At 70.9% G+C, this 18,731-nt stretch carries 18 protein-coding genes and 1 pseudogene; 3 read left to right on the forward strand and 16 right to left on the reverse strand.

All coding sequences use genetic code 11. The features are described from left to right. Positions 1-59 precede the first annotated feature (59 nt). The 8 genes from ABZ622_RS37405 to ABZ622_RS37440 all read right to left on the reverse strand — a co-directional run bounded on the left by ABZ622_RS37405 (position 60) and on the right by ABZ622_RS37440 (position 8,496). Positions 60-857: an ABC transporter permease gene (locus tag ABZ622_RS37405; RefSeq protein ID WP_360551109.1), complete on the reverse strand. Its 798-nt coding sequence runs from the start codon at positions 855-857 to the stop codon at positions 60-62. Next, positions 844-1,788: a 2-aminoethylphosphonate ABC transporter permease subunit gene (locus ABZ622_RS37410; protein WP_360551111.1), complete on the reverse strand. Its 945-nt coding sequence runs from the start codon at positions 1,786-1,788 to the stop codon at positions 844-846. The genes ABZ622_RS37405 and ABZ622_RS37410 overlap by 14 nt, the downstream gene beginning before the upstream one ends. Beyond that, positions 1,781-2,911: an ABC transporter ATP-binding protein gene (locus ABZ622_RS37415; RefSeq protein ID WP_360551113.1), complete on the reverse strand. Its 1,131-nt coding sequence runs from the start codon at positions 2,909-2,911 to the stop codon at positions 1,781-1,783. The genes ABZ622_RS37410 and ABZ622_RS37415 overlap by 8 nt, the downstream gene beginning before the upstream one ends. Then, complete coding sequence (locus ABZ622_RS37420) at positions 2,908-3,633, reverse strand: phosphonatase-like hydrolase (protein ID WP_360551115.1); 726 nt, start codon at positions 3,631-3,633, stop codon at positions 2,908-2,910. The genes ABZ622_RS37415 and ABZ622_RS37420 overlap by 4 nt, the downstream gene beginning before the upstream one ends. Beyond that, positions 3,630-4,754, reverse strand: a complete 1,125-nt coding sequence (locus ABZ622_RS37425) for a TIGR03364 family FAD-dependent oxidoreductase (protein ID WP_360551117.1) — start codon at positions 4,752-4,754, stop codon at positions 3,630-3,632. The genes ABZ622_RS37420 and ABZ622_RS37425 overlap by 4 nt, the downstream gene beginning before the upstream one ends. Positions 4,755-4,887: 133 nt before the next feature. Then, on the reverse strand, positions 4,888-5,658 hold the full coding sequence (locus tag ABZ622_RS37430) for a GntR family transcriptional regulator (protein ID WP_266915643.1): 771 nt from the start codon (positions 5,656-5,658) through the stop codon (positions 4,888-4,890). 136 nt (positions 5,659-5,794) lie between these two features. After that, positions 5,795-7,156, reverse strand: a complete 1,362-nt coding sequence (locus ABZ622_RS37435; RefSeq protein WP_360551119.1) for a hypothetical protein — start codon at positions 7,154-7,156, stop codon at positions 5,795-5,797. Positions 7,157-7,374: 218 nt separating this feature from the next. Continuing rightward, positions 7,375-8,496: an ROK family transcriptional regulator gene (locus ABZ622_RS37440; RefSeq protein WP_360551121.1), complete on the reverse strand. Its 1,122-nt coding sequence runs from the start codon at positions 8,494-8,496 to the stop codon at positions 7,375-7,377. Between the two features lie 173 nt (positions 8,497-8,669). Between ABZ622_RS37440 and ABZ622_RS37445 the strand changes: the two genes are divergently transcribed. Beyond that, complete coding sequence (locus ABZ622_RS37445) at positions 8,670-9,788, forward strand: Gfo/Idh/MocA family oxidoreductase (protein ID WP_360551139.1); 1,119 nt, start codon at positions 8,670-8,672, stop codon at positions 9,786-9,788. After that, on the forward strand, positions 9,785-10,264 hold the full coding sequence (locus ABZ622_RS37450) for a heme-degrading domain-containing protein (RefSeq protein WP_360551123.1): 480 nt from the start codon (positions 9,785-9,787) through the stop codon (positions 10,262-10,264). Before ABZ622_RS37445 ends, ABZ622_RS37450 begins: the two co-directional genes overlap by 4 nt. Before the next feature lie 133 nt (positions 10,265-10,397). On the opposite strand, the gene ABZ622_RS37455 is transcribed toward ABZ622_RS37450, so the two are convergent. The 6 genes from ABZ622_RS37455 to ABZ622_RS37480 all read right to left on the reverse strand — a co-directional run bounded on the left by ABZ622_RS37455 (position 10,398) and on the right by ABZ622_RS37480 (position 15,337). After that, on the reverse strand, positions 10,398-11,258 hold the full coding sequence (locus tag ABZ622_RS37455; RefSeq protein ID WP_124723344.1) for a fumarylacetoacetate hydrolase family protein: 861 nt from the start codon (positions 11,256-11,258) through the stop codon (positions 10,398-10,400). 137 nt (positions 11,259-11,395) lie between these two features. Next, complete coding sequence (locus ABZ622_RS37460) at positions 11,396-12,166, reverse strand: YidC/Oxa1 family membrane protein insertase (protein WP_360551125.1); 771 nt, start codon at positions 12,164-12,166, stop codon at positions 11,396-11,398. Positions 12,167-12,308: 142 nt separating this feature from the next. Beyond that, complete coding sequence (locus tag ABZ622_RS37465) at positions 12,309-12,641, reverse strand: DUF6412 domain-containing protein (protein ID WP_360551127.1); 333 nt, start codon at positions 12,639-12,641, stop codon at positions 12,309-12,311. Between the two features lie 146 nt (positions 12,642-12,787). Beyond that, positions 12,788-14,335: a sodium:solute symporter family protein gene (locus ABZ622_RS37470; RefSeq protein ID WP_360551129.1), complete on the reverse strand. Its 1,548-nt coding sequence runs from the start codon at positions 14,333-14,335 to the stop codon at positions 12,788-12,790. Beyond that, a complete protein-coding gene (locus tag ABZ622_RS37475) occupies positions 14,332-14,490 on the reverse strand; it encodes a DUF3311 domain-containing protein (RefSeq protein ID WP_124723383.1) in 159 nt (52 codons plus the stop codon). Before ABZ622_RS37475 ends, ABZ622_RS37470 begins: the two co-directional genes overlap by 4 nt. 55 nt (positions 14,491-14,545) lie before the next feature. Then, the gene (locus ABZ622_RS37480; RefSeq protein ID WP_360551131.1) at positions 14,546-15,337 is read right to left on the reverse strand and encodes a class E sortase; all 792 of its coding nucleotides are present in this window, start codon (positions 15,335-15,337) and stop codon (positions 14,546-14,548) included. Positions 15,338-15,423: 86 nt separating this feature from the next. On the opposite strand from ABZ622_RS37480, the gene ABZ622_RS37485 reads away from it, so the two are divergent. Continuing rightward, the gene (locus ABZ622_RS37485; protein ID WP_360551133.1) at positions 15,424-16,431 is read left to right on the forward strand and encodes an SEC-C domain-containing protein; all 1,008 of its coding nucleotides are present in this window, start codon (positions 15,424-15,426) and stop codon (positions 16,429-16,431) included. A 366-nt stretch (positions 16,432-16,797) separates the two neighbouring features. Here ABZ622_RS37485 and ABZ622_RS37490 read toward each other — a convergent pair whose 3' ends face one another. Next, the gene (locus ABZ622_RS37490; RefSeq protein ID WP_360551135.1) at positions 16,798-17,355 is read right to left on the reverse strand and encodes a hypothetical protein; all 558 of its coding nucleotides are present in this window, start codon (positions 17,353-17,355) and stop codon (positions 16,798-16,800) included. Continuing rightward, positions 17,352-18,731, reverse strand: a pseudogene (locus ABZ622_RS37495) (hypothetical protein); the annotation flags it as partial. The pseudogene ABZ622_RS37495 and the gene ABZ622_RS37490, both read right to left, overlap by 4 nt.

Raw genomic sequence — 18,731 nt, forward strand, 5'->3', positions numbered from 1 at the left:
GCCGGCCGGAGTCGGTACGGGGGTGTCGGCGGATCAGCGGTACGGGGGGTGTCGGCGGATCAGCGGTACGAGGCCCTGGTGCGGATCCGGGAGACGCCGAGCAGTACCAGCAGCGTCGTTCCCATCAGGACCACGGCGACGGCCGCTCCGGTGAAGAGCGAGCCACGGTCGGTGGCCGCGAAGATCTGCACCGGGAGCGGTGTCCAGTCCGGCGGGTAGAGCATCATCGTGGCGCTCAACTCGCCCATGGACAGCGCGAAGCAGAGCCCCGCCGCCGCCGTGAGGGACGGCAGCAGGAGCGGCAGCTTGATGCGCCACAGGACGTAACCGGGGCGGGCGCCCAGACTGGCCGCCGCCTGTTCGTACATCGGGTCGAGACGCACTATTGCTGCCGAAACCGACGAATAGGCGAACGCCGTGACAAGAATGGTGTGCGCCAGGATCACGATCCAGCGCGTCCCGTTCAGCAGCATCGGCGGCTTGCTGAACGCGACGAGCACGGCGAGGCCCACGACGACGGACGGCACGGCGACCGGCAGCATGAACAGCGCGTCGAGGAACCGCCTGCCCCGCCTGCGCATCGAGGCGGCGGCGAGCGCGGCCCAGGAACCGATGGTCAGGGCGAGCAGGCTGGCGCTGACGGCCGTGATCAGGCTGGTGGTCAGGGCCTGGAGGGAGTCGCCGCCGGTCGCCGCCACGTAGTGCTCGGTGGTCGGTCCGGAGGGGAAGGCACCGGACCAGTTGGTGGTGAACGACGCGGCGAGGATGACCAGCAGCGGCACCGCGAACAGCGGGACGAAGAGCACGAAGAACACGGCCCAGGTGGCCCATTTCCCGGTACGGCTATGCACCAACACGGCGGCTCACCATCCGATACAGGCTGTAGAGGCCGACGGAGATCGCGATGTTCACCACGGCGACGACACAGGCCGCCGGGTAGTCGGACTCCAGGATCGCCTTGCTGTAGACGAGCATCGGCAGGGTCGTGACGCCCTTCGCGCCGGTGAACAGCACGATGCCGAACTCGTTGAGACACATCACCAGGACGAGGCTGCCGCCGGCGGCGAGCGCGGGGAGCGCCTCGGGGAGGATCACCTGCCGCACGATCCGGGCCGGCTTCGCGCCCAGTGAGGACGCCACTTCCAGTTGCGCGCTGTCGAGCTGCGAGAACGCGGCGAGCAGCGGGCGCATCACGAACGGGGTGAAGTAGGTGATCTCGGCGAGCAGTACGCCCCACGGGGTGGTGAGGAAGTCGAAGGGGCCGTCGGCCGCCCCGGTGATGTCCGTCCAGACGCCGTTGGCCATGCCGACGTTGCCGTAGATGAACAGCAGGGCGAGCGTGATCAGGAACGACGGGAAGGAGAGGAAGACGTCGATGAACTTGGCGACCGCCCGGCCGCCGGGGAACGGCACGAACGCGATGATCATGGCCAGGACGAAGCCCAGCACCAGGCATCCGACCGTGGAGCCGACCGCCAGCCAGACGGTGGTGGTCAGTGCCGAGCGGAACGATTCGGAGGCGAACACCTCGCCGTACGGGGCGATCGAGGTGCCGCCCTCGTCCGGGCTGACGGACTGCTGGACGACGAGGGCCAGCGGGTAGAGGAAGACGAGGGCGAGCACGGCGACGGGCAGCAGCGCCCAGACGAAGCCGGGTACGCGGCGGGCCCGGCGGGCCGGTTCCCGCGGGCCGGCCTTCGGGGGTACCGCCCCGGACGGTCCGGTGCGCTGACGGGGGGTCTTCGTCGCCGTGATGTCCGACGCGACGGGGTGCGCGGCGCTAGCCATCGGCCCCTCCCCCGGCTGCCGGTGCCGCGCCCGCGGGCAGCAGCACCGCGTCCTCGGCCGCGAAGTGCAGCGTGACCCGGTCGCCGAGCGCCGGTGTCTCGCGCAGCTCCTTCAGGTCCGCCTTGACCCGGTGCCCGTCGACGTCGACGTAGAGCCGGTGGGTGGAGCCGCGCCACTGGACCTCGGCGATGGTGCCGCCGATCGCGTTGGGGCCGTCGCCGAGCCCGACCAGGTGGGGCCGGACGCAGAGGGTGGCGGTGGCGCCCCGGGTGATGCCGCCGGTCGGTACGTCGAGTGCGCGGCCGGCGAAGTCGACGGAGTCGGCGCCCTCGGCGACGGTGACCGGCAGCAGGTTCGCGTTGCCGACGAACGACGCGGTGAACTCGGTGCGCGGGCGGCGGTACAGGTCCTGCGGGGTGCCGCAGTCCTGGAGCCTCGCCTTGTCCATGACCGCGATCCGGTCGGCGAGAGTGAGCGCCTCGACCTGGTCGTGGGTGACGTACAGGATGGAGACGTCCGGCAACTCCCGGTGCAGCCGCGTCAGTTCGGCGAGCATGCCGGAGCGGAGCTGGGCGTCGAGGGCGGAGAGCGGTTCGTCGAGCAGCAGGACGCCGGGCCGGATGGCGAGCGCGCGGGCGATGGCGACGCGCTGCTGCTGGCCGCCGGAGAGCTCGCGCGGGTAGCGCTTGGCATAGGCGGCCATGCCGACCATTTCGAGGGCCTCGGCGACCCGTTCGGGGATCTCGGCCTTGGCGGCCTTGCGGGCCTTGAGCCCGAAGGCGACGTTGTCCTGGACCCGCATGTGCGGGAAGAGGGCGTACTGCTGGACGACCATGCCGATGCCGCGCTTGTGCGGCGGCAGCCCGGTGACGTCGCGGTCGCCGAGGTAGACCCGGCCCGAGGCCGGTTGGACGAATCCGGCGACGGCGCGCAGGGCGGTGGTCTTGCCGGACCCGGAGGGGCCGAGCAGGGCCATGACCTCGCCGGGTTCGACGGTCAGGTCGAGCCGGTCGAGCACGGTGTTCCGGCCGTACGCGACGCTGACCCGGTCGAACCTGATTCCGCTCCTGATTCCGCCCCCGGCCCCGGCCCCGCTGTGGACGGTCCGCTCCCCGCCGGTCATGCCTCGGCCCGCGCGATCAGCTCCGGGAGCTCGGCGACCGAGCCGAGCACATGCGTGGCGCCGTTGCGGGTCAGCTGGTCCTTGTCGTGGGCGCCGGTGAGCACCCCGGCGACGATCCCGGCCCCGGAGCGCACCCCGCTGAGCATGTCGTACGAGGTGTCACCCGCGACGACGATCTGCTGGACGCCGTCGACGGCGCCGGTGCGCAGGAAGGCGGCGAGGACCATGTCCGGGTAGGGGCGGCCGCGGCCGCCCGCGTCGGCCGGGCAGAGGGTCAGTGCGGCCAGGTCCTGCCAGCCGAGCGCGGTCAGGATCGCGTCCTGGGTGGTACGGGCGAAGCCGGTGGACAGGACCACGGTCCGGCCCTCGCCCCTGAGCCGCTCGACGGCCTCGCGGGCGCCGGGGATCGGGGCGATGCGGCCGCCGTCGACCAGTTCGCCGTACGCCTCCTCGAAGGCGGTGTTGGCCTGCTGGGCCCGGTCCTCGTCGCCGAAGAGGTGCCGGAAGACGGAGATCTTCGACTCGCCCATGGTGGCGCGGACGTAGTCGAGCTTCTCGGCGTGGTCGGCGGAGCCGGGCTCGACGCCGAGGCGTCCGGCGGCGGCGGAGAACGCCTGCTCGACGAGGCCGCCGTCGGCGACGGTGGTGCCGGCCATGTCGAGGACGATCAGGTTGAGCTTCTCGGTACTGCTCAGCTTCTCGGTGTTGCTCAACTTCTTCACCAGCCCAGTTCGTTGGCGGTCGTTTCGGCGATGGCGGGCGAGCAGGTCATGCCCCGGCCGCCCGGTCCGGTGACCAGCCAGACGCCGTCCCGCACCTGCTGGCGGTGGACGACCCGGCTGGTGTCGGTGCACTGGGCGTAGACCCCGGCCCAGCGGTGGCGGATCCTCGGCAGCGGGCGGCCGAGGAAGGACTCGACGACCCCGGTGAGGTGCTCGTACGGCTCCTCGACGGTGTCGAACGAGAAGGGGTGCTCGTACTCGTGGGTGTCGCCGATGGTCAGTCCGCCGTCCCGGCGCTGCACCATCAGCAGCTGCATCCGGTGCGCCGCCGCGGTGGGTGCCTGCGCCTGCCCGGCGTTGAGCGCGTCCAGCGCCTCGCTCCGGTACGCCGGGTAGTAGCGGAAGCTGTCCGCGTCGGCGACGGAGGTGGTGAGCGGCTCGCCGAGCGGGTCGGTCTGCATCATCTGGAGGCGGACGCGGCGCACGGGGAGATCGGGGCCTGCCAGTTCGCGGACGAGGCCGCCGAGCCAGGCGCCGGTGGCCAGGATCACGGCGTCGCCGGTGTGCACGTCGCCGTGGTCGTCGCGGACGGAGGCGGTGCCCACCACCTCGCGGACCTCACGGCCGCCGAGGAAGGTGTACCGGCCGGACTTCAGCAGCTCCCGCTTCAGCGCGAGCTGTGCGGTGCGCGGCTCGACCGCGGCGTCCCGCTCGCACCACAGGGCGGCGGTGAAGTCCCCGCGCAGCGCGGGGTTGACCGTCCGGGCCTCGTCGGCCGTGAGCAGCTTGTAGCCGCGGGCCGCCGCGTCGGGCCGGGCGAGCGCCGCCTCGGCGACGGTGGTCTCCAGCTCGGTGCGGAGCGGGGTGAGCGAGCCGCAGGCCCGGAAGCCGAGGTCCGGGACCTTTGCCCCGATGCCCTCCCAGAGCTCACGGGCGCGCAGCGCGGTCTCCAGCTCCTCGCCACCGGCCCGTCCGCTGACCCATATCTGTCCGAAGTTGCGGAGCGATGCCCCGCGCGCCTCACTCTCGCGCTCGATCTGTACGACCTCGTGGCCGCGGTTAACTGCGTGCCAGGCGTGCATGGTTCCCACCACGCCGGCTCCTACGACGATGACTCTCACGGCGGCTACGCTCCTCGGGGCGAGTGACCCGCATCGAGCCGTACGGCAACGGGAGGGTGAACTGGGCCCCAAGCTTGGCCTAGACCCGTTACGTTCCCGTTATCTTGATGGGCCGACCGTCGGGGACGGTCGTTCAGCAGCCGTCCTGCGGGCCCAGGTGCGCGGTGAAGGAGAACCTGTCGCCGCGGTAGAGGGTCCGTACGCGCTCCAGCGGCTTCCCGGCGGTGTCGCGCGAGATCCGGTGGATCAGCAGCATGGGCAGTGCGGGCGGCGTACCGATGAGCAGCGCCTCGCGCGGTGTCGCGAGCACCGTCTCGATCCGCTCGTCGGCGTCGCCGAAAAAGATCTGGAGCCGGTCGCGGAGGTAGGCGTAGAAGGACGAGTCGGGCTCGAAGTCCGTGTCCAGGTCGGGCAGACGGGCTACGGAGACATACGTGCTCTCAAGACCGACCCGGTCGTCGTCGGCGAGCAGCACCCGCTCCAGGTGCCAGACCGGCTCGCCGCGCTCCACCCCGATGTCGGCGGCGAGCGCCTCGGGGCAGGGGAACCGCTCAAGGCCGATGAGGTGACGTCCCGGCGTACGGCCCTGGCGGCGTACGCCCTCGGTGTAACTCGCCAGCGAGAGGGGCTGTTCCAGCTTGGGGCCCGCGACGACGGTGCCGCGCCCCTGGCGGGCGAGCCGCCCCTCCAGCAGGAGTTCCCGCAGCGCCTGGCGCACCGTCTCGCGCGAGACCTCGTAGCGCTCGGCCAGATCACGCTCGGTGGGCAGCATGCCGCCCTCGCCCAACTCCGCTATGAGGGAGGAGACATGAGCCTTGACCGCGTAGTACTTGGGAATACGGCCGTGCTCCGGGATGCCGGAGCGGATGGGTGCGCCAGGTGCCTGGTCGTACGGGTAGTCCACGTTTCGATGGTGGCAGACGCACATGAACATCTGTGAACGTCCGGGCGCGGGAGGGGTGGACCGGGGGTGGTCGGGGTGCGCCGGGGAGGCTCGGGGCAGGGCTCGGGGGCACGCGGGCGGGGTGGTCGGGGACGGCTCAGCGGTGCGCCCGGCGCAGTCGGCGGGCCCGGACCACCATCGCGCCGCCGCCGATCAGGAGCCCGGTGGCAGTGAGGCCGGCCGGCGAAAGGCTGCTCGGGCCGGTCGCGGCCAGCTCCGGGCGGCCGCCGTCCGCCGGGGTCCGGCCTGGCTCGGCGGGCGGCCGGGGGCCGGTGGCGGAGTCGGTGGTCGATTCGGTGGTCGATTCGGTGGTCGATTCGGCGGTCGGGTCGGTGGCGGTACCGGCGGTGGTATCGGTGTCGGCGCCGGGCCGGTTCGCGTCCGGCCTGCCTTCGCCCGGGGTTTCGCTCGGGGTCTCGCCCGGGGTTTCGCTCGGGGTCTCGCCCGGGGTCTCGCGCGGGGTTTCTCCGGTGCCGCCGACCTCGCCCGTCTCACCGGTGACAGCCGTGTCACCCGTGTCACCCGTGTCACCCGTGTCACCCGTCTCGCCGGCGTCGCTGTCCTCGACGACGGTGAAGGGGTAGTCCTCGGACTCGCCGACCCAGGCCCCGTCGTCCTTGCCCGGCTTGCCGGCCGTGCCGCCCGCAGCGCGCTGCCGCTGGACGATGGCGGCGTTGGCGGTGATCCGGCCGGGGCTGGTGTCGGAGGTGAACGCCATCCGGACCTGGATGGTGACGGTCCGGCCGGCGGGGACGGTGAAGCCGTCGAAGGAGTCGCCGCCCGTGCCGCCGAAGACGCCGATGTGCTCGTCCAGGTCGGTGGTCTCCCAGGTGACACGGCGCTCGGTGCCGGGGCGGGCCTGCTCGGAGAACTTCAGCTGGATCTGGTCCGAGGCCAGCTTGCGGTCCTCGTCGGTGAGGACGAGCACGGGGTGGATGGCCCGGCACGACTCGGTCGTGGTGTTGGTCAGCTCCAGGAACCAGGTTCCGTAGCCGCCGCCGGACGCGTACGTGTCCGGGCCACCGCGGATGCGGGTGCTGATCGGGAAGTCCTTCGCCGCCGGATCACCGCAGGCGGGCTGCTGGTCGGCGGTGGTGGAGCCGGGCGAGGAGACCGGGGTCGCCGAGGACGCGGCGGAGGCGGGCACGGCGGATGTGCCGCCGAGCACGACGGCGGGGACGACGCTCGCCGCGGCCAGCCCGAGCGCGAGCCCGTGCCGGGTGCGCCCGGCGGACGACGCGGGCGAGGGCGAGGGCGAGAGCGAGGGCGAGGGAGGACGCCCGGGGGCGGTGAACACCGGGATGGACGTGGCCGTGGTCAGGGGGATGGACGTGGGACTGGCGCTGGGGATGGAGTCGGCGATCCGGCCGGGCGTCGAACCCAGTACGCGGCCGGGCGCCGGGCCGGCCGGCGCGGCGGCCCTGGAAGGCGGCCCGGCCGGGGGCGGTGTGGGGGGCATCTGGGGGATCATCCTTCGCTGCTCGCGAAACGGTCGGCTCACCCCGTGCGCCGGAGTTCACCGGTTCTGGGCCGCGACGCTGCCACGCACGCGCGAGGCACCCGGCCCCGACATGCCGGGGGCCCGCCCACCCGGCCCCCGCAATCCCCCCGATCGGCCCAGCCACCGGCCCACCCCGCGCCTCCGCATCCGCCCGCGCCCCGCGCCTCCACCCCGGCTCACGCCCCGTACGCGCCGCCCGCCCGCCCGAACAGGGGGGCCAGGATCAGTTGGGCGGCTCCTTCGGCGACCGGCCGGTCGCCCCCTCCGGCGGCGGTTACCGGTACCGGGGCGTCGATGCCGCCCAGCGCGGCTCGCTCGTCGATCACGGCCCGGACGCCCCGTACGTAGGCGTCGGGATCGGCGGCCACCGTACGGCCGCCCAGCACCACCCGGTCGATGTCCAGCAGCCCGACCAGGTTCGCGGCGCCGGTACCCAGCACCCGGGCCGCCTCCGCGACGTCCCCCCGGGCGACCGCGGCGAGGCAGAGCGCCTCGATGCAGCCGCGCCCCCCGCAGCCGCAGACCGGCCCGTCCAGCTGGACGGTCTGGTGGCCGAACTCACCGGCCGAGGTCCGGGCCCCGCGATGCAGCGCCCCGCCGAGGACCAGCCCGGCGCCGAGCCCGGTCCCCAGGTGGAGATACGCGAAGTCACCGCCGCCCGCCGCCCGCAGGGCGAGCCCGAGGGCGGCGGCGTTGGTGTCCTTGTCGACGACGACGGACAGCCCGGTCCGTACCGCGAGCGCGTCCCGCAACGGATAGCCGTCCCACTGCGGAAACCCGGTGACGCGGTGCAGCACCCCGCCCCGGTGATCGAGCGGGCCGGGGACCGCGACGCCCACCCCGAGCACCGGCCGGTCCCCCGGCCCGGGCCCCGGCGCCCCGGCCCGTACCGCGGTCACCGCGCCCGTCGCCGCCGCGAGGACCTCGTCCGCCGGGGCGCCGAGGTCCAGCGGGGCGGTGCGGCTCGCGGCGACCGCGCCGGACAGGTCGACGAGCACCGCCGTCAGCTCGTCACGGTCCAGGTGCAGGCCGACCGCGTACCCGGCGTCCGGCACCAGCCGCAGCACGGTGCGCGGCTTGCCCCCGGTGGAGGCCCGGTGGCCCGCCCCGGCCGCCAGGCCCTCGGCCCGCAGCCGGGCGGTGATCTTGCTGACGGCCTGTGGCGTGAGCCCCGTGCGCTCGGCGAGTTCGAGCCTGCTGATGCCGCACTCGCCCGCCGCCCGCAGCAGATCCAGCACCAGCGCCGCGTTGTGGCTGCGCAGCGCCGGCAGGTTCGCGCCGCTATTGCTCCTGTTCACCACACCATTGTCGCTGTCGCTTGCACTATGGCAACAGCGTTGCTTAAGTGGCAGACATGACTGGCGCAGACACGACCGGCAACGCGACCCACGAGACCCACGCGACGCCCACGACGCCCGCGACGTCCGGGGCCCCTGGACCGGGCGGGACTCCCGGGCCGTCCGGCGCCCCGCTGCGTGTCGGGCTCGTCGGCTACGGCCTGGCGGGTTCCGTCTTCCACGCTCCGCTGATCGCCGCGACCGACGGTCTCGTCCTCGACACGATCGTCACCTCGAACGAGGAGCGGCGGGCGCAGGCACGCGCGGAATTCCCCGGCGTACGGTTCGCCGCGTCGCCGCAGGAGCTGTGGGAGCGCGCGGACGGCCACGACACGCCCAACGCGCCCGGCCCGCTCGATCTGATCGTGATCGCCTCGCCGAACAAGACCCATGTCCCGATCGCGACCGCCGCGCTGGAGGCCGGTCTGCCGGTCGTCGTGGACAAGCCGGTGGCCGGTACGGCAGCCGGGGCGCGGGGGCTCGCGGCCCTGGCCGAGGAGCGCGGGCTGCTGCTCTCGGTCTTCCAGAACCGTCGCTGGGACAACGACTTCCGCACTCTCGCCCGCCTGATCGCGGACGGCGCGCTGGGCGACGTACAGCGCTTCGAATCCCGCTTCGAGCGGTGGCGCCCGCAGCCGAAGGGCGGCTGGCGCGAGTCGGGCGACCCGCAGGAGATCGGCGGGCTGCTGTACGACCTGGGCAGCCACGTCGTCGACCAGGCGCTCACCCTGTTCGGACCGGCGGCGCTGGTGTACGCGGAGTCCGACGTACGCCGCCCCGGTGCCGCCGCCGACGACGACACGTTCATCGCGATCACCCATGCGAACGGGGTGCGCTCGCACCTGTACGTCAGTGCCACGACGGCCCAGCTCGGCCCGCGCTTCCGGGTGCTCGGCCGGAGGGCCGGCTATGTGAAGTACGGTCTCGACCCGCAGGAGGCCGACCTGCGCGCGGGCCTGCGTCCGGCGGCGGACCGGCCGTGGGGCGAGGAGCCCGAGGAGCTGTGGGGCCGGATCGGCTCGGGCGAGTCCCCGCCGTCGGGCGGCGGCACCCCGGTCCGTTCGCTGCCGGGCGACTATCCCGCGTACTACGCGGCGGTCGCCGCGGCGCTGCGCGGAACGGGTGAGAATCCGGTGACCGCACTTCAGGCGGCGGCCGCTCTGGATGTCCTGGAGGCGGCCCGCCGCTCGGCCCGCGAAGGCGTCACCGTGAAGTTCTCCGCCCCCACCCGCACAAAGGAGCAGCCCGTATGAGCCACACCGCTCCGACCGTCTCCGAGCTCATCGCCCAGGAGCGCCGACTGACACTGCCGCACTTCAGCTACGACGACGCGTACGCGCTCGGCGCCCTGCTCGTCTCGATGGCCCGGGAGAGCCACGCCCCGGTCGCGATCGACATCCGGCGCGGCGCACAGCAGATGTTCCACGCCGCGCTGCCGGGTTCGAGCGCGGACAACGACGCCTGGGCCGACCGCAAGCGCAGGGTCGTGGAGCGGTACGGCGAGAGTTCGTACCTGGTCGGAACCCGGTTCCGGGCGAAGGGGACGACCTTCGAGGACTCCTCGCGCCTGGACCCGGGCGTCTATGCCGCGCACGGCGGCTCGTTCCCCATCGCGGTCGAGGGCGCGGGCGTCATCGGCTCGGTCACGGTCTCCGGGCTGCCCCAGGCCGAGGACCACGCGATGGTGGTCGCGGCACTGGAGCGGTTCGCGACGACGCTCGACGCGTAACGGGCGACGCGTATCGGGCGACTCGGGGCGGAAGGCGAGGGGCCCGAGGCGCAGGGTGGACAACGCAGGGCCGGGCGGCCACCGCAGGGCACACCCCGCGACCGCCCCGCCCCGCCCCACGCCTCCGCACCCGCTACGCGTCCTTGAGCTCCTGGCGCTGCCGCCCCAGCCCGGCGATCTCCAGCTCGACGACGTCCCCGGCCCGCAGATACGGCTTGGGCTCGGGCTGACCGAGGGCGACCCCGGCCGGCGTCCCGGTGTTGATCACATCGCCCGGGTAGAGCGTCATGAAGTGACTCAGGTACCGGACGACCTCGCCCACCGGAAAGATCTGGTCGGCCGTCGTGCCGTCCTGCTTCAGCTCGCCGTTGACCCAGAGCTTCAGCGACAGCGCCTGCGGGTCGGCGACCTCGTCCGCCGTCACCAGCCACGGACCCAGCGGGTTGAACGTCTCGCAGTTCTTGCCCTTGTCCCAGGTGCCGCCGCGCTCGATCTGGAACTCGCGCTCGGAGACGTCGTGCGCGGTCGCGTACCCGGCGACGTGTGCGAGCCCCTCCTCGGCGGACTCCAGGTAGCGGGCGGTGCGCCCGATGACGACCGCGAGCTCGACCTCCCAGTCGGTCTTGACGCTGCCGCGCGGCACCAGCACCGTGTCGTCCGGCCCGACGACGGTGTCCGGCGCCTTGAAGAACAGGATCGGCTCGGTGGGTATCGCCGCGCCCGTCTCGGTGGCGTGGTCGTGGTAGTTCAGCCCGATGCACACGATCTTGCCGATCCGGGCGAGCGGCGGCCCGACCCGCAGCCCCTCGGCGTCGAGCTCGGGCAGCTCGCCGGGCGCCGCCGCGGCGGCCCGTACCCGGGCGAGCGCCGACTCGTCGGCGAGCAGGGCACTGTCGATGTCGGTGACGATTCCCGACAGGTCGCGCAGGGTCCCGTTCCCGTCCAGCAGCGCCGGTCGTTCCGCGCCTGCCGTACCCACACGAAGCAGCTTCAACGGTCTGTCTCCCCTTGGTCGAGATCGGGCCTGTCGGATGGGTGGCGGCCACCGCAGGCTTGTCCGATCGTCCAAGACGTCCGATCACTCCGCAAGACCCTGTTCACACACTGGACCGCCACCCCCTGCGACCCCGGTCACGCCGCGGTGGCCACAGTGGCCCCGGCGGCCGGCATGTCGCGGTAGAGCACGGCCCGCTCGATCGCGGTCCAGGTGGTGCTGGTGACGACGTACAGCGCGGCGGCCAGCGGCACGACGGACACGGTGAACAGGGTGGCGAAGGACATCAGCGGCATCAGCTTCGTCATCGCGCCCATGCCGGGCACCGGCTGCCCGTCGGGGCCGGTGGCCGGAGTGACGGGGTTGGCGGCCATCTGCCGCTTCGTGCGCCGGAAGTTGAACGTGGCCACGGCGGCGACGATCGCGAAAAGTCCGAGGTAGACCAGGCCCTGCGCGCCGAACAGCCCGCCGTGCGAGAGCGCGTCGTGCCAGCACTCGCCGAGCGGGGCGTCGAAGAGCTGGTGGCCGAGGAGCTCGTTGGGCTCGCCGCCGATCTTCTGGCTGGAGAAGAGGTGGTAGAGCAGGAAGAAGGCGGGCATCTGCAACAGGCTGGGCAGGCAGCCGGAGAGCGGCGAGACCTTCTCCTCCTTGTGCAGTTCCATGAGCGCCTTCTGCATCCGCTCGGGGTTCTTGCCGTGCTTCTTGCGCAGTTCGGTGATCTGCGGCTGGAGCCTGGTGCGGGCCTTCTGTCCCCGCGCCGCGGCCCGCGAAAGGGGGTGCACGGCGAGCCGTACGAGTGCGGTGAACAGCACGATCGCGGCGGCGGCGGACGCGGTCTGGAAGAACGGGTGCAGCACATCGGCCAGCGCACCGACCAGACTGGCGAATGCGGACATGAAGACGGACATGGATGAGCCCTCCGGGGGTCTCGTCGTGCCGGGAGTGAGTACGGACTCGGCATGACGGACCGCGCGGGGCACCCATGAGTGGTGCCTGCGAGACACCGATGAGTGGTGCCTGCTGAGGAGTGGCTGCTACTGCTGCGCGCCCCTACGCGGCCGTCGGAAGGGCACGGCCGGGGGCTCGGGGGCGCCTGCGCCCCTTGGCGTCGGGATCCCGCTGCGGCAGGAACGCGGTGCGTTTCTCGCGGTCGCGGATGGCGGTGCGGACCCGGGTGCGGGGCACCGGGGCGGCGCAGCGGGCGCTGATGAAGGAGGCGACGGCGAGCGCGGAGCCGGCGGCGGCGGTCGCGGCGAGCGCGACGGCGGCGGAGAGGCTGCCGCCCTCGGCGAGGAGGACCTCGGTGATGAGGAAGAGCAGCAGTCCGGCGGGGCGGAGCAGCCGGGCGAGGCCACCGCGCAGACGACTCACGTCACCGTTCACGGCCCCTCCCCTCTTCCCCTTCGCGTCTTCCCCTTCGCGGCCGGTCGGCCGGTCTCGCGCCCGTGCCGTTCGTACACACGCGCGCGCCTGATGCTCTCCAGCCGTTATACACGATGGGCCCGGCACACCGGTCCGCCCGGCGGCGGTCAGTGGCTCGTTCCCGCGGGGGCGCCGTCCGGTTCCGGTTCCGGCTCCCGCTCCAGGGCCGGGGCCGGGATCTCGTCCCGTGCGAGCACCTCGTCGTCCGGCCGGTCGTCGCGCTCGCGCGGTCCCGCGTACGTCACCGCAAGCGCGACGACGAGGTTGGCGCCGAGCGCCACGATGCCCGCGTTGACGCCCCACACCGGGTCGTTCTCCGTGAACACGAACCCGCACACCACACCCACGCCGACAGCCAGCCCGCTCATCGCCCCGAGCAGGGTCAGCCGCCGCCACATCAGCCCCAGCAGCACCATCGGGAGCAGCTGGGCCATTCCCTCGTACGAAATGAGGGAGAGCCGCACCAGGGTGTTCGGCGCGGTGTACGTGAGCAGCAGGGCGAGGCTCCCGGCGGCCACGACCACGATCTGCGCGGCGCCCTTCTGCCGCCGCTCCAGGCGGGGTACGAGCGAGAGCACGCTGCGCCCCCACATCGTGCCGATGACCAGCATGAAGACGGCCATCGGCACGATCGAGGACAGTGCCGCGGCCACCCCGACGACGCCGACGGTCCAGGCCGGCAGCGAGTCCACGACCAGTTTGAAGAGCGCCAGGTTGGACTCGGCTCCGACGAGCCCCGGCACGACGAAGAGGGCCGCCATGCCGAGCAGCATCGGCACGAAGAGCAGCACGTTGTAGGCGGGCAGCAGCATCGCGTTGCGGCGCAGTACGTCGGCGTTCTTCGCGCCGAGGTAGCCCGCGACGGTCGTCGGGAAGATCACCACGGTGAGCGAGTTGAGGAACGAGGTGGTGATGAACCAGGCCTGTCCGAGTCCGCTGTCCCCGTGCCCGGGGAAGGTCAGCCACTCGCTCTTCTCGGTGACGATCCGGTCGAGGAAGGGCCCGTAGCCGTCGAAGTAGTGCATCGGTACGTAGACGGCGAGGAACCCGAGCGTGGCGATCACGAGCACGTCCTTCAGCACGGACACCCACGCGCTGCCGCGCAGCCCGCTCACCACGACGAAGCCGGTGGTGACGGCGAAGGCGATGAAGTAGGCCCAGTTCAAGCTGATGGCGCCGTAGGAGATGGTCGAGACGACCACGCCCATGCCGGTGATCTGGAGCTGGATGTACGGCAGCAGGAAGACGGTCGCGAGGACGGCGACGAGCACGCCGAGCCAGGGCCGTCCGAAGCGGTGCGCGACCATGTCGGTGATCCCGACGAGTCCGTGTTTGCGCGCGTACGCCCAGAGCATCGGGCCGACGACGTAGCCGATGGCGTACCCGCAGGACATGTACGCCACCACGTAGAGCACCGGCGCCCCGTAGTTGTAGCCCCAGCCCGCGGCGCCCAGGTAGCTGAAGCTGGTGTAGCCCTCGCCGGCCATCAGCACCCAGATGAAGACGGTCCCGAGGCTGCGTCCGCCCACGGACCATTCGGCGAGCCCGCCGCCCTCGCCGTTCCCCTTGCGCCGCCCGCGCGTCGCGAGCAGTCCGAGGGCGACGGTGGCGACCATGAAGACCGCGAAGACGGAGGTCGCGACGGTGGCGTTCACCGGCGGTCCCCCCGCCGGGTCAGCCATACGGCGACGGGGGTCAGCAGGGTCGCCCCGAGCAGCCACACGAAGAGGAACGGAAGCCCGAGAATCACCGGGTGGACCCGGTTCACGAGCGGCAGCACCCCCAGGTAGAGCACGTAGGGGACCAGCAACCACAACAACTGCGGACGTCGTCTGAGCACGTCAGGGAACCTTAGTGCGATGCCGCTACCGCGACCGGACATCCACGAGTTTTCCCCATACGACAAGCCGGTACCGGGAGGTGAATTCGGGCGTGCAGGTAGTGAGCGTCACATAGGAACCGGCCTCGGTGTACCCGGTGTAGGGCTTCACATTGCTGCGCGGGACGGCGGCGATGACACCGCCGTCCCGTGGAGTCGTCCGCGCCAGCGTCCGGTCGACGGTGTACGTGTACACCGCGTCCCGGGTCTCGACGTCGATCCGGTCCCCGCGCCGCAGCCGGTTGATGTACCTGAAGGGTTCGCCGTGCGTGTTGCGGTGCCCGGCGAGCGCGAAGTTCCCGGGCCGGCCGGGCTGCGCGGTGCGCGGGTAGTGCCCGACGTACCCCTTGTCGAGGACGCCGCTCTTGCCGATGCCCTGGGCGACGGGAGCGACGAGCCCGAGCCGCGGGATGCGGATGACGGCGTACGCCTGGTCCCAGCGGGGCGCGGAGCGCGCACCGCCCCCGCCCGAACGCCCGCCGGACGCATCGGAATCGCCAGATCCACCCGAACCACCCGAACCACCCCCAGGATCACCCTCGGCCCTCACACCCCCCGGCTCCCCCGGCTCCTCCCCCCACTCCCGCTGAAGGGCCCGCACCTGCTGCTCGGCTCCCGCGCGGGCCTGCCGGTTGGTCCACCACAGCTGATGAACAACGAGCAACAACAGGACCACGCCCAGGGTCACCACCAACTCGGCACCCGTCCAGAGCCCGCGCGCGACGGCCCTGCGCCCCCGCGAGTTCCGCTGCACCACCACCGGTATCCGCTCCCGCACGGCCGCACGATAGGCCCCCGGCCCGTAACTCTCCAGGCCTGGAACAACCCTCCGCCCCGGAGCCGTACAGCAGTACGGTGTGGTTCATGCGCCCCGACACGCCTGCCGACCACACCACCGAAGCCGAGCGCCTGCTGCGCGCCGCGGCGCGGTACCCCGAGGACCGTGAGCCGCTGCTCCTCCAGGCCGCGGCCCATCTGGAACTCGCCGGCGACCGCGCCCGCGCCACCACCCTCTACGACGAACTCCTCGGCTCCACCGATCTCGATCTCGACCACCCGCACCTGGTCAAGGCCCTCAACGCGGCCAACCTGTGGGAGTACGGCCACGAGGCGGAGGCCCGCGCGATCATCGAAGGCATCCGTGCCGCGGGCCCGCTCGACCCGGGCCCCTGGGAGATCGCCGCCGAGACCCTCGAAGCCCACGACGAACTCGAAGCGGCCCACGACTACTTCTCGACCGCGCTGACACTGCTCCTGGCGCCCGGCGAGGAGGTCCCGTACGCCGTCCAGTCGCTGGTCTTCGGCCGCCACCGGGTGCGCAGGCTGATGGGCGTCGACCACGACGCCTGGGACGAGCTGGCCGACACCCTGCACACCGCGACCGTCCCGCTGGACGAGCTCCACGACCCGAAGCGCCTGTGGTCGCTGGGCTCCTCGGACCCGGGCGAGCTCCAGGCCGAGATCACCCGCCTGCGCGCCGAGTTGGGCACGTACCGCACCGCGCTGTCCCGCCCGTTCCCGGTCGCGGTACTGCACTGGCCGGCCACCGAACTCGCCGAACTCCTCAGCGCCTACCCGGGCCTGCGCGACGAGTACCCCTCCCACCCCCAGCACCTGGCCCGCCTGGAGGCCGCCCTGCGCGACCTCCACCAGGCCGGCACCCCGAACCTCGGCATCGTGACCGGCACGGTCCCGTCGTACGAGGCGTTCGCCGCCTCCGAGGCCGCCTCCCCGTCCGACCCGGACCTCCTCCCCCAGTACGCCACCACCCTCGCCGCCCGCGGCCGCGCGGTGCCCTGGCCCCCGGCCCGCAGCGCGGCCTGCTGGTGCGGATCGGGGCGGGCCTATCGGGAGTGCCACGGCAGCGAGTGAGGCATCGGATCGGCACGGGGAGGACTGGAACCCGCGTTCAGCACGCGTGTGCTCAACGCGGTTCCAGGCCCGCCCCCTTGGTGAGTAGCCGACCACCGGATCTGCTGTGCATGCCTGTTCACACGTTTCGGAGACCAATCACGATGCTGCTCGATTCCGACAAGCACCGCAGAAATGAAATGACCAGATCGTGATGCAGCTGTGGAAGTACTGACCCCTCGGGCCGATCCACTGCTGCGCACGGAGCCAGAGTGGCATCACGCTGCGCGCCGCGCGTGCTTCGCTGTCTGCTGCTGGCCTCGCCACGTGATCCAAAGCATGGCGGGCGGGCGTCGGCCACGCCCTCCACGTTCCGGGACCATTGAGTCACCAGCGGTCCGGGCCGCTGTCACCGAACAGCAGCAACCCGCTACCTGCTGGGAGCATGTCGCGCGCGGCCAACCGTTCTCGGCTCTGCAATTCCGCCAGCTGATCCGGCGACAGGTAGAAGAGATTGAACCGCTCTTCCACAAGAGCCGCCACATCGCGATTGACTACAATCGCCTCTTGCTTTTCCGCCACTTCAAAGTCCATCGGAAATGGGTAAGTAGAAATAAACGCAGCCAACGGCTGCAAGGCCAGGCAGCTATCTCGGAAAGAATGAGCGAGATCGATGGCACCATCGTCATAAATCAACTCGCCAGCCCCCTCCCGCATGGCATGGAAATCATCCTCGCGGAAATTTACCACCAGCACGGTTGTACAGCTCAGCTGCAGCAGGTGAGACTCGCAGCTCAACCCGCCCCAGGCCCCCTGAACAACGCCCGTCCCCCAACTACGGGTCCGGGCCCCCGTCACACCTGCACGGCGCACCAGATCTTCAAGACGGCCCAGAGGCTCGCCCTTGGTGAAGTAGAAGAGGGCAAATAGATCGCGATCACTCATCCGGAGCCTCCATCTCGGGACGGATCAGAAGATGCTTCATCCCCAGGGCCAGAAATGCGTTCACCCTCCACTCCCACTCCTTTCTCCTCCAGGGCTTCGGCCACCTCCTGCATAACACCACGAGGGAAATAGTAAACCAATTTTGGCGGCCTGCCACCTATCGTATAGGCCGGATCACTGGCGATTTCCAGTTGCCTATCAACTTGAATCGAAAGTTTTTCCCAGTTGCCTGACCCAAGCCCGAATGGCAAGTAATCTTTGGAATCCTTCCAGGTTCGCCCGCCATCCGCCACCACATCCGCGTCTGATTTACCTACCGGCTCCGAGCGGATAGGCATTCCCACTTCAACAACATCGCGCGAGTTTTCAGCGGCCTCCACTTCGGCATCGACCGATCGAATATAGCTTGCATAGCCTTCCTCTATATTTGCTACACTCTTTGCCTTTTCCTTGTCCAGTTTCGCCTTCTCCAGCGCCGTTCGCTGATTCGTCATAACCTTCAGCCATCGCTCTGTGCCACGGACGGACGGATGGGCGGAACTATAACCTCTTATTCGTTTTTCCACGCGAACAACCTCGGCAAGGGTAGCCTCGATCTTCGCGATTATACTCGCATCGGGAGGTTCCTTTTCCCTCTTCTCCTTCCCCTTCCTCCATTCATTCGCCAGGAACTCGTCCATAGATTGTGAAAGATTCTCCGCGACCCTCTTTTTGGCCAGCATGGTTTTCTCTAGGGTCTCCATGCTTTTTGCGCCCTTGCGGAATTTATCAAACTGCTGCTTTGCATCCTGACTGGTAAGGCTCTCAAATATTTCACGCAAAGGTCCGGTGAGGTCTTCATCGTCCGGCCCGAGCTGGTAACTCGGGGTGGCCATGGTCTGAACATGCACCCTCTCCGTCTGATCCGTCCTGCTGTCGGTGACCAGATGGAGCGACGGAACCTTGTTCCGCCTGGCGATCGCGGAAATTCTGTCGAGGGCGTCCGTCTTGGCGGGGTTCTTGGCAAGCAGCTTCGACGACTCGGATATGGCCCGTTGCTCGTTCCGCTTCTTTCCTTCACTCTTTTCCTCACCCCCGCCACCTTCCCCGCCTTTCCCTTTGAGTTTGTTCCAGAGGGCTTTGCCTTTTTTGACGATGAAGTTGATGATCTTGTCGATGGCGCGGTTGACGGGTTTGGCGACGGCGCGGAAGACGCTCTTGACCTTGTTGGCCAGGCTGCCGATGCCGAGGAGTGAGGCGAGGAAGCCGATGAGGAGGGGGACGCTGGCGGCGAGGGCGGCCTCGACCATTTTCGGGACGCCCGCCGTGCCGCCGTTGGCGATGGCGATGACGGCGTCCAGGATGGCGTTGACGAATTCGACGATCTGGGCGCCCTG

Origin of the sequence: Streptomyces sp. NPDC007164 (assembly GCF_040634135.1) — a bacterium.
GTDB classification, from domain to species: Bacteria; Actinomycetota; Actinomycetes; order Streptomycetales; family Streptomycetaceae; genus Streptomyces; species Streptomyces sanglieri.